General features: G+C 39.0%; 13 protein-coding genes. All 13 read left to right on the top strand.

Features of this window, described 5'->3' with window-relative positions:
• The first annotated feature begins 6 nt into the window (after nucleotides 1–6).
• The 13 genes from EDD66_RS09220 (at nucleotide 7) to EDD66_RS09160 (ending at nucleotide 15,794) form a co-directional block, all read left to right on the top strand.
• Complete coding sequence (locus tag EDD66_RS09220) at nucleotides 7–2,424, top strand: phage tail protein (protein WP_123609286.1); 2,418 nt, start codon at nucleotides 7–9, stop codon at nucleotides 2,422–2,424.
• Between the two features lie 12 nt (nucleotides 2,425–2,436).
• Nucleotides 2,437–3,288 (top strand): phage tail family protein, encoded by an 852-nt coding sequence (locus tag EDD66_RS09215; RefSeq protein ID WP_123609285.1) that lies wholly within the window; start codon nucleotides 2,437–2,439, stop codon nucleotides 3,286–3,288.
• A 2-nt stretch (nucleotides 3,289–3,290) separates the two neighbouring features.
• Complete coding sequence (locus EDD66_RS09210; RefSeq protein WP_123609284.1) at nucleotides 3,291–5,555, top strand: siphovirus ReqiPepy6 Gp37-like family protein; 2,265 nt, start codon at nucleotides 3,291–3,293, stop codon at nucleotides 5,553–5,555.
• A gap of 27 nt (nucleotides 5,556–5,582) precedes the next feature.
• Nucleotides 5,583–6,086, top strand: coding sequence for a hypothetical protein (locus EDD66_RS09205; protein WP_123609283.1), 504 nt, complete (start codon nucleotides 5,583–5,585; stop codon nucleotides 6,084–6,086).
• Nucleotides 6,087–6,097: 11 nt separating this feature from the next.
• Nucleotides 6,098–8,566: a hypothetical protein gene (locus EDD66_RS09200; protein WP_123609282.1), complete on the top strand. Its 2,469-nt coding sequence runs from the start codon at nucleotides 6,098–6,100 to the stop codon at nucleotides 8,564–8,566.
• Between the two features lie 64 nt (nucleotides 8,567–8,630).
• Entirely contained in the window at nucleotides 8,631–9,077 is a 447-nt protein-coding gene (locus tag EDD66_RS09195; RefSeq protein WP_123609281.1) for a phage holin family protein, read from the top strand.
• Nucleotides 9,074–9,970, top strand: coding sequence for a hypothetical protein (locus EDD66_RS18590; protein ID WP_207667772.1), 897 nt, complete (start codon nucleotides 9,074–9,076; stop codon nucleotides 9,968–9,970). Before EDD66_RS09195 ends, EDD66_RS18590 begins: the two co-directional genes overlap by 4 nt.
• Nucleotides 9,970–10,686: an N-acetylmuramoyl-L-alanine amidase gene (locus EDD66_RS09185; protein ID WP_123609280.1), complete on the top strand. Its 717-nt coding sequence runs from the start codon at nucleotides 9,970–9,972 to the stop codon at nucleotides 10,684–10,686. Before EDD66_RS18590 ends, EDD66_RS09185 begins: the two co-directional genes overlap by 1 nt.
• 137 nt (nucleotides 10,687–10,823) lie before the next feature.
• The gene (locus EDD66_RS09180; protein ID WP_123609279.1) at nucleotides 10,824–11,054 is read left to right on the top strand and encodes an SHOCT domain-containing protein; all 231 of its coding nucleotides are present in this window, start codon (nucleotides 10,824–10,826) and stop codon (nucleotides 11,052–11,054) included.
• Nucleotides 11,055–11,107: 53 nt separating this feature from the next.
• On the top strand, nucleotides 11,108–12,667 hold the full coding sequence (locus EDD66_RS09175) for a recombinase family protein (RefSeq protein WP_123609278.1): 1,560 nt from the start codon (nucleotides 11,108–11,110) through the stop codon (nucleotides 12,665–12,667).
• Nucleotides 12,668–13,096 carry a recombinase gene (locus EDD66_RS09170; protein ID WP_123609277.1) on the top strand — a complete coding sequence of 143 codons (429 nt, stop codon included), beginning with the start codon at nucleotides 12,668–12,670 and terminating at the stop codon, nucleotides 13,094–13,096.
• Nucleotides 13,089–14,657 carry a recombinase family protein gene (locus tag EDD66_RS09165; RefSeq protein WP_207667771.1) on the top strand — a complete coding sequence of 523 codons (1,569 nt, stop codon included), beginning with the start codon at nucleotides 13,089–13,091 and terminating at the stop codon, nucleotides 14,655–14,657. Before EDD66_RS09170 ends, EDD66_RS09165 begins: the two co-directional genes overlap by 8 nt.
• 552 nt (nucleotides 14,658–15,209) lie before the next feature.
• Nucleotides 15,210–15,794 (top strand): hypothetical protein, encoded by a 585-nt coding sequence (locus EDD66_RS09160; RefSeq protein WP_123609275.1) that lies wholly within the window; start codon nucleotides 15,210–15,212, stop codon nucleotides 15,792–15,794.
• Nucleotides 15,795–15,825 lie beyond the last annotated feature (31 nt).

The raw sequence follows: 15,825 nt of genomic DNA, 5'->3' as shown, positions 1-15,825 counted from the left end.
GATGGCATGGCAGATAATTTTGGATTAAAGATAGGCGTCGAGGGGGAGCGTGAATTTAAGAAGGCACTTTCTGAGATTAATCAATCCTTTAAGGTGCTAGGCAGTGAAATGGCTCTTGTAACAAGTCAGTTTGATAAAAATGATAAATCCATACAATCGGTTACGGCTCGTAATGCAGTTCTGAATAAAGAAATAGACGCACAAAAAGATAAGATATCTACCCTTAAGGCTGCGCTTGATAACGCCACCACCTCGTTCGGTGAAAATGATCGCCGTACCCAAAATTGGCAGATACAACTAAATAAGGCTCAGGCAGAACTAAATGGTATGGAGCGAGAATTAGAGAAGTCTACAATCGAAGCAGATAATCTTGGTGAAGAATTAGATGACTCTGGAAAAAGTGCAGAAGATGCCGGTGGTAAGTTTGATAAATTTGGTGGCATATTGAGTGGTATCGGTGTAGCAATGGGTACAGTTGCTGTTGCTGCCGGAGCTGCTGCCATTAAATTGGGAAAAGAAGTGGTAACTCAATTTGGTGAGCTGGAGCAAAACCTAGGTGGTTCAGAGGCAGTTTTCGGCAAATATGCTTCATCAATTCAAAAAACTGGTGAAGAAGCCTATAAAAACCTTGGTATCTCACAAAGTGATTATCTGGCGACAGCAAACAAAATGGGTGCATTATTTCAAGGTTCAGGTGTCGAACAACAGAAAAGCTTAGAGTTGACTGAAAAAGCAATGCAACGTGCTGCGGATATGGCATCCGTTATGGGCATCGATATGTCCTCTGCTATGGAAGCCGTTACAGGAGCAGCAAAAGGCAACTTTACCATGATGGATAATTTAGGTGTTGCGATGAACGCTACAAACATTGAAGCCTATGCTCTCTCAAAGGGATTGGATTTCACATGGAAAACTGCAACGCAAGCAGAGAAAGCTGAAGTTGCAATGCAGATGTTCTTTGAGAACACAGAGCAGTATGCTGGTAACTTTGCGAAAGAGTCAACTCAGACAATTTCCGGTTCTATTGGATTGTTAGAAGCTGCACTTGGGTCTTTCACAGCAGGACTCGGCAATGCCGATGCGGATATGACTAACCTCACGGAAAATCTTGTGGATGCGTTCCAAGCAGTTGTTGCTAACATTGTACCGGTTTTAGAGAATATCGTAACAGCTTTACCAGCAGCTACAGGAGCAATATTAGAAGCGGTTGCTGATTTACTTCCTTCGCTTCTTGAAACTGTGACAAGTATATTTACCCAGGTACTTGAAACAATTTTAAGTCTATTACCCGAACTTATACCAGCGGCGGTTACTGCTCTTATGACGATTGTTGGAGCGTTAATTGAAAATCTTCCGCTACTCATAAATGCAGCTATAACATTGGTAACGGCACTTGTGGAGGGTATTAGCACAGCTTTACCGCAGCTTATACCAGCAGCTGTTTCTGCTATCATACAAATTGTTCAAGGGCTAATTGAAAACTTACCTCTGATCTTAGACGCGGCTTTGCAATTAATATTAGGATTAGCACAAGGCTTAGTGGAGGCTATTCCACAGCTTATTTTAGCTTTGCCAGCCATCATCTCTGCAGTAGTGGATTTCTTAATTGAAGCTATTCCACAGATTATCGATGCCGGCATTCAATTGTTGACTTCATTAGTAACAGCGCTACCTACTATTATTGATGCGATCTTGGAAGCAATTCCAGAAATCATCGATAATATTATAAATGCAGTTATCGATTCCATTCCAATGATTATCGATGCAGGCATTCGCCTTTTAATATCGTTAATTCAAGCATTACCACAGATTATTACGACAGTCGTAGCCGCGATTCCTAAGATTGTAACCTCATTAGTAGGAGCTATTGTAGATAACATCGACCAAATAATTCTTGCAGGAGTTCAGTTGTTTATCGCTCTTATTGAAAATCTTCCTCAGATAATTGTGGAAGTAGTAAAAGCAGTACCGCAGATTATTGAAGGATTGGTAAATGCATTCTCAGACTATATAAGCGATATGTCCGATATTGGTGATGATTTAATTAAGGGTCTTTGGCAGGGCATTACGGATGCAGGAGCGTGGCTATGGGATAAAATCTCAGGATTTTTTGGAAATGTAGTTTCAAAAATAAAGGACTTTTTTGGTATTGCATCTCCATCAAAATTATTCGCAGATCTTGGACACAATATGGGTGAAGGAATTGGCGTAGGATTTGAAGATGCAATGGCAACAGTATCAAGGGATATGCAAAACGCGATACCTACAACCTTTGATATGAATATGGTAGGGCAAGGTAGTGTTAGTACCACTGGTGCAGGCATAACACAAAACATTTCAGTTGTTACTCCTAAGCCTTTGTCTGAAAAAGAATTGTCTAGAGAATTTAAAAACCTATCACGTAAGCTGTTACTTGAAATATAAGGAGGGATGGCTATGGAACTTACCTATATCAACACAAGTGGTGAGAGCATCACGCTTAATCAGAGCCGCCCATTTTTCATTACTAAGATAGACGGTACAGGCAACATACGCCAGACCGTTAACACTTTCAAGGCACCGGAGCAGGACGGTGCTTTTTATGTGTCATCCACGATGGATATGCGAAACATCACATTGGAGGGCACGATTATTGCAAATACACCAGATGAAGCATATGAGTTACGTAAAAGTTTCCTAAGATTATTCAGTCCTAAGAAATCAGGGGTAATAAAATACCGCGAAAGACAAATTGCATGCGTTATTGAAGAGGCTGTTTTATCAGTTTCGACAAGAGAGAGGATACCAAGTTTCTTTATAAGTCTTTTGTGTCCATCTCCTTTTTTTGAAACTTTAGATGAAGTACGTGAGGATCTTGCATCCTGGAATGCGCTCTTAGAGTTTGCATTAGAGATACCGGAAGAAGGCTTACAGTTCGGCTTAAGACAACCTAGTCAGATCATTACCGTGGAAAATATCGGTGATGTACCTTGTGGCTGTGAAATTATATTCAAGGCGACTGGATCTGTTACTAATCCAGAACTATTACATTTGGATACCGGTGAGTATGTAAGAATACTAAGTTCGATGGAGCAAGGTGATGAGTTTCATATTTTTACACACTTTGCTGGCAAAAGGGTAAGAAGTATCATTGGTGCAACTGAAAGCAATGCATTTCACTTATTGGATACTGGCTCGAACTTCTTTCAACTTGCACCTGGTATAAATAACCTACGTTATGATGCGTCAAACAATTTGGAATTATTAGATGTTAGCGTTTATTATCGTCCACAGTTTCTGGGGGTATAGTTATGGAATTATATGTATTTAATCAAAATCGTTCTTTAATCGGAATTGTAGAGTCTTTTGAATATCTACGATGGACCAGACGTTATTCACAGTGCGGATCCTTTGAGTTAAAGGCTATAGCATCTCCTGAAAATACTGAACTTCTGCAGGTAGGAAATTATATCTGGAAGAATGATGACGAGGAAGCCGGATTAATTGAATATCTACAATTATCACAGACAGACGAAGAGAGCATTACTGTCAGTGGTAGATTTGCCACGGTATTACTAGGGAGAAGAATTATCTGGAATACAGAAAAATTAAATGGTGATTTTTCTACTTGCATTGCTCAGTTAATAAACAATAATGTCATTGCACCTGTTGATGTTGATCGTCAAATATCAAATCTTAGCTTTACCGCACCATTCCTTAGCATTCCAGTAAAACAGCAAGTGTCCTATAGTAATCTTTTAGATAAAATACAGGAGCTATGTGAAGCTGCATCCGTAGGAATCAAAACTGTGTTTCAGCCTGATACAGGGCATTTTACAGTAACTCTTTACATTGGGGCAACATCACAGGCAGTGTTTTCAAAGGAATATGAGAATCTTTTGGATCAGACATTCACAAAAAACACCTCAAATTACGTGAATACAGTAAAGATTGGTGGAGAAGGAGAAGGCGAAGATAATCGCATCTTTGCCTATATCACAAATGGATTGGGAGAAAACCGCCGGGAGGCTTTCGTCGATGCAAAAGATCTACGTATGGAGGACTTTCCGACGGATTATGAGGATACTCTAACCTTCCGTGGAGAGACAAGGCTTGCAGAGCTTGCCATGTCAAACTACTTTGAGGTGACTATTAATAACCACAGTAATCTAACCTATAAAGTTGATTATGATCTAGGACAGGTGGTGCAGATCATATCTAAAAAGTGGGGGGTCTCCATGACTGCGCGTATCATGGAGATTGAGGAAAGTTATGATGCAGACGGACAGAGTATCAATGTTACATTTGGTAAGACAGAGTTAACAATTGCTCAAAAAGTGAAATCGGATTTTAGCCAGATTACAACTACACTTGGAGCTCCAACAGGTATACAAGAATTGTTTGGAAAACCAAATAATTGGAGTAATCTGCAAAGCTTTGCAGGAGGTGTCATGATAAGCTCTGCAAAACTTGCTGTAAACACCTCAACTGCAGGAGGCAATGACCCTACCCTGCCAAAGTACTATCATGTAGCAAGAGTGGTTATTAACGGTTCTTTCAATCGTATAGCTTTTAAGTTTGATTATTTCGGTACGGGTACAACGCCTAAAATAGGCACCATCGAAGGATATGTATATTCCACTTCATCTTTTGATACGATTTCCATACAATCCTTTGTTCAGGCGTATGTTAGGGACAAAAGTCCAATTTTACATAGTGATATAAAAGTTGTAAAGTCTACCAGTTCCTCTAGAGCTATATGGGACATCTATGTATGGCTATCCGATTATGGCACAGCTTATGTGAACGGTTTATATGCACTTACAGAATCAGGAGATCTAATTGTGGATCCAAGCGATGGGGTATTGCTAAGTGTACCTAATCTTCCAATAGTATCTGATGCCTTCCTATATGATGGTGAGACATTTACGGTATCGGCTGTTGATAATGGAACTATAAGAACACAAGCTTATAGCGAGTCCAGTGAATTCTATTCGTTACAACTACCAAACCGTGATATAAGTCTAACATCAACAGACAATCCGCTACAGATAGGTACCACTAACGGTGTGAATATGGTCTTTGACGGTAATGAGATCATGACCCGAAATAATGGTTCACCATCTCCAATGTACTTAAATCTTGAAGGGGGTCCTGTATGTGTTAATGGCAACGCTACCACAGGTATTGTTTATGGTGGGGATACAGGATGGCAATTTGTACAGGATGAGGACTTTCAGAATGGATTTATTTCCTATTCAGCAGGGGCAGCACAACGGCCTAGATACAGAAAAGTTGGGCTTACTGTGCATTTATTTGGTGCCTGTTCGCCACCAGCGGGTGCTACGATTAATTCGGGTTCTGCAACAACTATGTTTACATTACCTGAAGGTTTTCGACCATCCTATGACTTTCGCACCTTATGTCAAGGATCTGGTTCAAATAAATGGCTATTAGTGGTGGGGCAAAATGGAAATTGTACTGCGGCACGATATGGAACAGACGCATATGCACCAAATATTACAGGAAATGAATGGCTTCCTTTTAGCGTATGTTTTTTAGTCGATCCTAGTTAACATAAAAAATCAATGAAGGAGGATGCTATGGAAAAAAGCGGTTTTTTTAATTCATCCAGTGGAGACAGAGTGTATGATGCCACAGATTTTGCAGCATATTTCGGAAGTTTGGTCTCTAATGGTATTTTTTATGCAGATATAACGAACTTGCAGGTGACACCCGTATCGGGTATGACAGTGGGTATAGCACCGGGGAGTGCGTGGATTAATGGATACCGTTATGAGAATACAGAGGCTCTAAATAAAATATTAACAACTGCTAATGGCTCGTTCCCTCGCATAGATCGGATCATCCTTCGATGGAGTTTACTCGACAGGAATATTGTGGCTGCAGTGCTTACTGGTACCGCTGCAGCTATTCCAAGTGCTCCGGCACTGACTCGAAATGCTGATGTATATGAAATGTGCTTAGCAGAGATATTGGTACCACAGGCAGCTACCTCTATAAGCACCGGAAATATTACAGACACAAGACTTAATTCTTCTCTCTGTGGAACTGTGAACTCACTGGTAACAGCGGTTTATGAATGAGGTGAATAAACATGGCGACATATCAAGCAATAAATGCCTGTACTTGGCGTAATGGTAGATACATTCCATCCACTACGGATAATATTAGACAAGGAGTTTATGAGCCTTTCGGCGAATGTGTAGGTGTCATGATTTTTAATCTTTCTTCGATAAGAGAACAATATGAGGATTATTATCCAACCAGTGCGACACTTGAACTTACACGTGTAGCTGGTGGAGCCTGGGGCAGTGATCGAACGATGACACTATATGCAGGGAATCAGACTGGTATCCCGGCTCTAAATTCATCGACCAATGTAGATGCACCTCGTCCTACTAAAGTTACCCCTGGTTATAATTATCTTGTATCTGCCGGTCAAGGGCCTAAAGTTTTTAATATAGCAACAGCATTAATTAATTCCATCGGGAGTGGTGCAAGTAACTGTCTTTTTATTGATGGTGGTTCCAGTACAACTAACTATATATCATTTACAGGAAGAAATGATCTATCAAAGGTTGTTCTTAATGTTACTTGGGTCAGTCGTACAACCGCAGCTGGTGCTCCAACTTCTTGCTCAGTAAACCAAACTATTGCAGAAGGGAATGTTACTTTATCTTGGAGCGGAGCAAAAGCAGGTACGAATAATGCTATTTCTTCCTATGAGATTCAGTATAGTGATTCTACAAACAATAGTACTTGGGGTAGTTGGACAGCACTCACGACAGTAGCATCTTCATCAACGAGTGGAAGTGTATCAGTTGATCCACCAAATACAAGGGGAAACTTTCGTAGGTTCCGAATTCGAACACGAGGAACGGCTGGTAGCTCCTATTATTCTGGGTGGAAGGTTTCAACAAATACAGTTAGAAAGAATACCCTGCCATCTGCTCCAAATACTGTAATAGCAATGCCTGAGATATATAGCAATGAAACAATTAATCTCACATGGTCTGGAGCAGCAGGCGGTACTAGTTCCATAAAAGGCTATCAGATTTTAAGCAGAACCTCGACCGATAATAGCACTTGGGATAATTGGAATGAACTTGCCACACTGAACTTGAATGCCAGTAGCGGCAGTTATCAGCCAGCAGTCACCCATATTTCAGGAGTCTATACTCAATTTGCTATTGTAACCATTGATACACTAAATGCTACTTCTGTAATGAAAGTAAGTAATAGTATTTACTGTAATATCACAGCGTGCGTTGAACCTTCGGTATTTGCATTAAATGCTGCAGTAGCAGAAAACAGTGTTGTTCTTTCATGGAGTGGAGCAGCAGGTGGAGCAGGTAATGCTCTTATAGGCTATGAAATACAATACAGCGATTCTAGTGATGACAGCAACTGGGGAGAATGGACTAACCTTGCTACATTACCTTATTCAACAACAAGTGGATCGATCAGCACTAATCCACCAACTACACGTGGCAATTATCGAAGGTTTCGCATTCGAACGTTAGGAGCAGCAGGAGAATTATACTACTCTGATTGGAAGAACTCTGCAAATAGCGTAAGAAAGAATATACTTCCAACACCACCCTCCAGTTTAATCGTTACTCCTACCTTATATGAAACGCCAATAATAACAATAACTTGGAGTGGAGCAACAGCTGGAACCAGTCCTATAAAAAACTATGTAATCCAGCGTAGTACATCTTATATGGAGAACCCTCCATGGTCTTCATTTGAAACAGTGGCAACCATCAATTCCAATGAGACTGGCGGGAGTTATACGATGGAAGCCTCAAATAGCCCTGGAACTGCTTCGAGGTATCGTATTGGAGTTACCGATACTTTGGATGCAGTATCATCCTATGTGATAAGCAATACGATCCGGAAGAATAGTAGACCAGAACCACCTAATATTGTTTGTCCGATGCCAGGGAGTTCTACCTATAATACAACACCTACCTTCTTGATTACTACGGGGGTGGAGCCAGATGGACAGACGCAGATTTTAGAGGTAAGGATTGATAATGGAGAATGGTATAATACTGTGGATCACCCTGAAAAATTCTCTACCAGTGGTTATCTTGGAAACAATACAAATACTATTTTTCACGCGCCATCTTTAGAGGTGGGAAGCCATTTTGCTACTTTTAGAAGTTTAGACAGTGATTTAATGTCATCAAGCCCAGAGGTGACCCTAACATTTTCAGTTCTACCTTCGCCATTTGAAACAATTATCCCTAATGTAACAAAGGTTAAGGCAAGCCATATGCTGGATTTAAGAATAGCAGTTAATACCATTCGTCAATTCCACCACATGGATCCTGTAAGTTGGAGTGCGAGGATTGTAGCGGGTAGGACAGCTATTAATAGATGGCAAATTCACATCATGGAGCTTCGTACAGCACTTGAACCGGTGATTGAAATGATCAATGACTTTGATACTTCAACTACCTTTGATATTCCGTTTATAACATGGCTGCCAATGGGTTTTGGACGTCCAAAGGCGGATGTAATGCAGCAGTTACAGGATTTAATTATTACTTTATAAAAGGATACAGCGACCGATGATGGGTCGCTATTTTTATGAATATTAAAGAGTGGAGGTTTTGATAATGAAAGATATTTGGAATTGGGTACAAGTTGCACTTGCCGCTATTGGTGGGTTTTTAGGTTGGTTTCTTAATGGCTTTGATGGATTTTTATATGCTCTTTTAGCACTGATAGTGGTAGATTATATCACAGGAGTCATGCGTGCCATTGTAGATAAGGAATTATCAAGTGAGATTGGGTTTAAGGGCATCTTTAAAAAAGTGCTCATTTTTGTGATGGTAGGTATTGGCCATATATTAGATACTTATATTTTAGGTGTTATCGGTAATCCAGACGGTAATGTCTTACGTACAGCGGTGATTTTCTTCTATCTGAGCAATGAAGGTATTTCTATACTTGAAAACTCTGCACATATTGGACTGCCGATTCCCAAAAAGCTAAAGGATATACTTAAACAGTTACATCAAAATGAAGATAATGGACCATCTTCACCGGAGGGAGAAGCATGATTGACTTAACGAAAACTTTAACTGTTTTTATAGGCCGTCGTGGAGAACACCACTATCGGCATATCGAGTTTGATGTGTCAAGCCTACTAAAGGATGAACATCCTAGTTCTGCTCTACATGCATTTTATAAGCGGCCTGATGGCATTACCTATCCAGTTGTCACAAACTATAACAATGGTATTCTGATTTGGTCACCTAGCTCAACAGATACAGCAACTGTTGGTGTTGGACGTCTGGAAATCAGAGTTGTAAACGGTGAAGTAATAGGAAAGAGTGTAAATATTCTAACTATTGTTGAGCCGGCGCTTGATGATGGAGGTTCAGCCCCACCAGATCCACCTGCGCAGGAATGGGTAAATCAAGTGCTGATGGCTCTTGCTGAAATAGATGTAGATGGCCAGCTTTCTATGTTAGAAGCAATTTTAAGTAGAATTGGTAACAGCACAGATTATTGGAGTGCATATAAAACGGTGTTAGGTTATGCAAATAATTCATATCAGCACACCCATTCACAAGCAAGATGTTACCCAACTCTTACAGACGGGATACAATTGAGTACGGGTAATACAAGTTGGGCTTTAGGTGATTATACAGAAATTATTCCTACAGGGGTAATTCCAAATGCCTACGATATACATTGGATCAACTTTGAAACTGCGTCATCAAGTGGAATTTATGAGATACACATATTCGCGGGTGAACCTGGTCAAGAAACACTTTTGGCACAAGTACGTACAACAAGAGATAATAATCAATACGGTATAAGTAGTGTACCAATTCAAATGCCAATCCAACCACCAAACGCAAGGCTATCAGCTCGAATTGCCTCAAGTTCTGCCAACAGGAATATCACACTATCGGTTTATTATCATATATATGGGGAGGGACAATAATGAACTTACAAAAACTGATATTAACTAAAAATGCATGTTATAAAGCAGGAAAAACTATCACACCAAAAGGCATCATGGTTCACTCAACCGGAGCGAGTAATCCATGGCTAAAACGTTATGTTGGACCAGATGACGGACTACTTGGTAAGAATCAATATAATAACCATTGGAATCAAGATAAACCGGGCGGAAAGCAAGTATGTGTGCATGCATTCATTGGTAAGCTTGAAGACGGTTCCATTGCAACTTATCAGACATTGCCATGGAACTATCGGGGATGGCACTGTGGAAGTGGATGGAAAGGATCTGGGAATAACTCACATATCAGCTTTGAGATTTGCGAGGACAACTTAACCGATAGATCGTACTTTAAAAAGGTATTTAATGAAGCAGTAGATCTTTGCGTATATCTTTGCAAGCTGTATGGTTTAAATGAATCCAACATTATTTGTCACAGTGAAGGATATAAACTTGGTATAGCCAGCAATCATGCGGATGTAATGCATTGGTTTCCAAGGCATGGTGAGACAATGGATTCCTTTAGAAATGCAGTGAAAGAAAGACTTCAAGTAGAAGAAAAGAAGGAAGAAAAAGAAGAGACAAAAGAAAAGAAATATTACCGAGTTCAGATTGGAGCTTATTCAGTCAAAGCCAATGCTGAGGCACAACTAGTCAAAGCTAAGAAGGCGGGTTTTACTGACGCCTATATAAAATAAAATTGATTACATAACAGCCCGAGGAGTAAATCAAAGACTCTTCGGGCAATTTTTTTATGCTTTCCTGGGGTTCGATTTGTATCAATTTCTCGCATATTGGTACAGGGGTTGCCCTGTAGAATAGGAGGTAAGCCTTTATGCGAATTTCAAAGATAACAGATGTACCAACCATTCCTTCGGTTTCAAAACGTAATTACATATCAAATGAGCAGCTTCAAAGGGAGTTTGATTATTGGAGAGCTGAAAATATCCTCCGAAAGATGCATAGTAAAGGACTGATTTCAGAGGTGGAATTTACCAAAATTATAGCTCTTAACCGTAGATCTTTCTCCCCTATGTATGCACAGATAATGTCTGATAAACCTTGATATACAGTGCACTAAGAGGTAATATGTCACATACCAAAGGGAGGTGATAAAGGATGAAAAAAGTAACGAAAATATCAGCGAATTCAATAGCTGTCAATCCAAAGTTGAGGGTCGCTGCCTACTGCCGTGTATCTACAGACAGTGATGAACAAATGGTAAGCCTCGAGGCTCAAAAGGCCCATTATGAGGCTTATATAAAAGCTAATGTGGAATGGGAGTTTGTTGGAATTTACTATGATGAAGGTCTTACAGGTACAAAAAAAGAAAAGCGAACAGAACTATTAAGGTTAATATCAGATTGCGAAAATAAGAAGATTGATTTTATTGTAACAAAGTCCATTAGTAGATTTGCACGAAATACTACAGATTGTCTGGAGATTGTTAGAAAGCTTACGGATCTTGGTATATTTATATATTTTGAAAAAGAAAACATTAATACTGGCACTATGGACAGTGAGCTAATGTTGACTATACTGAGCAGCCTAGCCGAGAGTGAATCGATTTCTATATCTGAGAATAATAAATGGGCCATTCACAAACGATTTCGAAGTGGGACTTATAAGCTTTCATCACCACCCTATGGGTATGATTATGTGGATGGGCATATTGCAATAAATAAGGAACAAGCTCAGATTGTTAAGCGAATATTTAGAGAAGCTTTATCAGGCAAAGGAACACAAAAAATTGCTGATAGTCTGAATGAGGATGGAATACCAGCTAAAAGGGGAAAAGACTGGAATGCTTCATCAATCCGAGGTATTCTTGGCAATGAAAGATATATCGGAAATGCAATATTACAAAAAACCTATACCGATGAACATTTTAATAGGCATCATAACTATGGCGAAAGAGAACAGTATTTAATTGAAAATAATCATGAAGCAATTATTAGTAAAGAAGAATTCCGAGCTGTTGAAGAAGTTTTATACCAGCGTAGTAAAGAAAAAGGAATCAAAAAAGGAAGCAGCAAATACCTAAACCGTTATCCCCTTTCTGGAAGGATAAAATGTTCTGAGTGTGGGAGTACCTTTAAACGAAGAATTCATGGTGGTATCAATAACAAATATATAGCCTGGTGCTGTTCGAAACATATCTACAATATAACTGCCTGTTCGATGCGTTTTATTAGAGAGGATGCTATTTATCAGGCTTTTGTAACAATGATAAATAAGCTGATTTATGGACATAAGTTTATTCTAAAGCCAATGCTTCAAAGTCTACGGGATGTAAACTATTCAGATAATCTTAGTCAAATTCAAAAGCTTGAAACAATGATAGAAGAAAATGCAGAACGAAGTCAGGTACTGATGAGTCTTATGGCTAAAGGATATTTGGAACCGGCCTTATTCAACGCTCAAAAGAATGAATTACGTAAAGAAGCCACAATCCTACGTGAACAGAAAGAGGTTCTTTCGCGCTCGGTGAATGGTGGTATGACTGTAATAACTGAGGTAGAATTATTATTAAAGTTTACTGCACGGTCAGTCCAGATTGATAGCTTTGATGAAGAGTTATTTAAAAGGTTTGTTGAAAATATCATTGTATACTCGCAAGAAGAGATTGGCTTCAAAATAAAATGTGGAATAACACTAAAGGAAAGGTTGGTGATATAAATGGGCCATACCCCATACGGATATATTATTAGAAATGGAAAAGCTGTGATTGATGAAATGGCAGCAGAACAAGTAAAGATTTTGTATCAGTCTTATCTTTCGGGGCTTTCCTTGGCAAATGCAGCACATAGGGCAGGTATTAAACGCTGTCATGCAACAATTTCTAACATGCTAACAAACAAACGATACCTAGGAGATGAGTACTATCCACCAATCATTGAGGAACCTATTTTTCAGCAAGCAGAAACTGAGAGATTAAGACGAGCTCAGATGTTGGGTAGAATACGTGAACCTGAGATGAAAAGCATGGTAATACCTAAATTAAGATTTATTGCGCCTATCTCGAAAAAGCTTTATGATGATCCTTTTACGCAAGCAGAATATGCCTACAGCCTCATTGAAAGCGAGGTGATAGCTGATAATGAATAAAAAAAGTGTTACGGTTATCCCAGCACGCGTACGTATAGGCAATAATGTGAAAACAGAGGAAAAACCAAAGCTTCGTGTTGCTGCATACTGCCGTGTATCTACTGATAGCGATGAGCAGGCGTCTAGCTATGAAGTCCAAATAGAGCATTATACAAACTTCATACAGAACAATCATGAATGGGAACTAGCTGGAATATTTGCTGATGACGGTATTACGGGAACGAATACAAAGAAGAGAGATGAATTTAACCGCATGATTGAAGAGTGTATGGAAGGGAAAATCGATATGGTTATTACTAAATCAATCAGCCGTTTTGCCAGAAACACTCTCGATTGTCTGAAGTACATCCGTCAATTAAAGGATAAAAACATACCAGTATTCTTTGAAAAAGAGAACATAAATTCAATGGACTCCAAAGGCGAGGTTATGCTGACGATCATGGCATCCTTAGCCCAACAGGAAAGTCAATCGCTAAGCCAAAACGTAAAACTAGGCATTCAGTATCGTTACCAGCAAGGTGAAATTCAAATTAATCATAATCGATTTTTAGGATATACCAAAGATGAAAACAAACGACTGATTATTGTTCCTGAGGAAGCAGAAGTAGTAAAGCGTATCTACCTAGAATATCTTGAAGGAGCAAGCCTTCTGCAAATAGCACGGGGATTGGAGGCAGACGGAATTCTAACTGCAGCGAAAAAGCAAAGGTGGAGACCTGAAACTGTTAAAAAGATATTGCAGAATGAAAAGTATATTGGTGATGCGCTGCTACAAAAGACTTATACTGTCGACTTCCTATCTAAGAAGAGAGTGGTCAACAACGGAATTGTGCCGCAATACTATGTGGAGAACAGCCATGAGCCCATTATCCCGCGTGAAATTTTTATGCAGGTGCAGGAAGAAATGGTAAGGCGAGCAAACCTTCATACAGGTAAAAGTGGAAAAAAGCGAGTATACAGCAGCAAGTATGCTTTATCCAGTATCGTTTTTTGCGGGGGGTGTGGTGAAATATACCGACGAGTACACTGGAATAATCGAGGGTGCGGATCCATTGTATGGAGATGTGTCAGTCGCTTGGAGGAAAAGGGTTCTGACTGCAATTCACCTACAATAAACGAAGAGGTGCTTCAGGCAGCAGTTGTGAAAGCCATCAATGAGGTCTTAGCAAACAAGAGTACTTTCCTTACAACTTTGCAGGCCAACATTGAGACAGTGTTAAATGAAGAGAATGACAAGGCAACCGATGATATTGATGCAAAGTTAGATGACCTGCAAAACGAACTTCTAAGGCTAGCTACTACTAAAGCGGATTATAACGAAGTGGCAGATGAAATATATCGCCTACGGGAGTTAAAGCAAAACACATTGATTGATAATGCAGAACGTGAAGGCAAACGACAACGTATTATGGATATGGCGAGCTATTTAAATGAGCAATCGAGTGCGATGGGTGAATATGATGAGCAGCTAGTAAAGCGACTTATTGATAAGGTTACGATCTTTGATGATAAACTTACAGTTAAGTTTAAATCTAGTGTTGAAATCGAAATAGAGCTATAGAGAAGTGTCAAGTAATTACGAAAAAATCGCGTGGTCTACTTTCAGAAATGGGAGTAGGCCATTTACTAGTATGAAAGAACATAGTTATCATGAGACATGATTAGGTCAATAGCAGCTTTGACAGTAGGGACAGTTCTTTGTTTGTGGTAATATGGGATATCAGCAGAATGTTTATGATATACTTGAATACGAAAGGATGAAATAGATGAGAGTTTTTTAATAATCCAGCAGTGACCGGTGTTTTTAGATTTTAATTCATAAAATGAGTCGTCCGACCGGATTAATAAAAAGTAACTAGTACTTAGTAGACGTTTTTCTGGAATGGAAAAAATACTAATACCTCCTTTTTATTTTAGTTTGTCTGTCGAGATTATTATATAAGTTACAGGAGGAGTTGTAAAATAGAATTATTACAGGATTTTTGTGCAGGTTGCTGTCTATTTATTGTAAAGTGGAAATTAAATTACTTCCAAATATTAGACAAAATATTTCCCATAATGTATAATATAAATGAAAAATTATCCTATTAAAACTTCACGAAAGGAAGAAAAAATGACCGATGTAAAAAAAGCATATGACCAAATTGTAGAATTTTTAAGTAGCGAAACAGATAAATCACTTCTTCTATGTGGTATCGCTGATAAGGATAAGCATAGAGCTCTTTTGAAAGCATTAAACGCTCAAGGTGAATTGACAGGTCTCGTTAATTTAATACATACAACAAAATCTGGGGTGGATGAGTTCTTCCGGTGGGCAGGGCTATATGAAATCAAAGGTCCAAAAAAGTATGGGCAAGCAATGAAGCTACTAGATCTTACAATTTACTTTGATAATATATCCACAAATATGAATAGTGATAAATATGATGATTACGAATTTGACTTTATGATAATTTGGCCTATAGTGAGTGTCACTAAAAACGAAAAAGAAATTCAGATGCTAAAGGAAATGATTGAACGTCAGAAAACGAAAAAAATAGTATTATTAACCATAAAAGAACCCTGGTACAGCCCAAACTTAATAGAGCCTATCGCTGATCGTGTTATAAAACTGGATTGTGAGAATGATAACCCAGATGAATTCAAGAGAATTTTAGCTGCATATGATGAGGATAAAAAAAGAAGGAAGGATAGATAACCATTATTAAGCAGACTAATTTTAATAATAT

It is taken from the genome of Mobilisporobacter senegalensis (assembly GCF_003752155.1).
Taxonomy (GTDB): domain Bacteria; phylum Bacillota; class Clostridia; order Lachnospirales; family Lachnospiraceae; genus Mobilisporobacter; species Mobilisporobacter senegalensis.
This window is presented reverse-complemented; position numbering and strand designations above follow the sequence as displayed.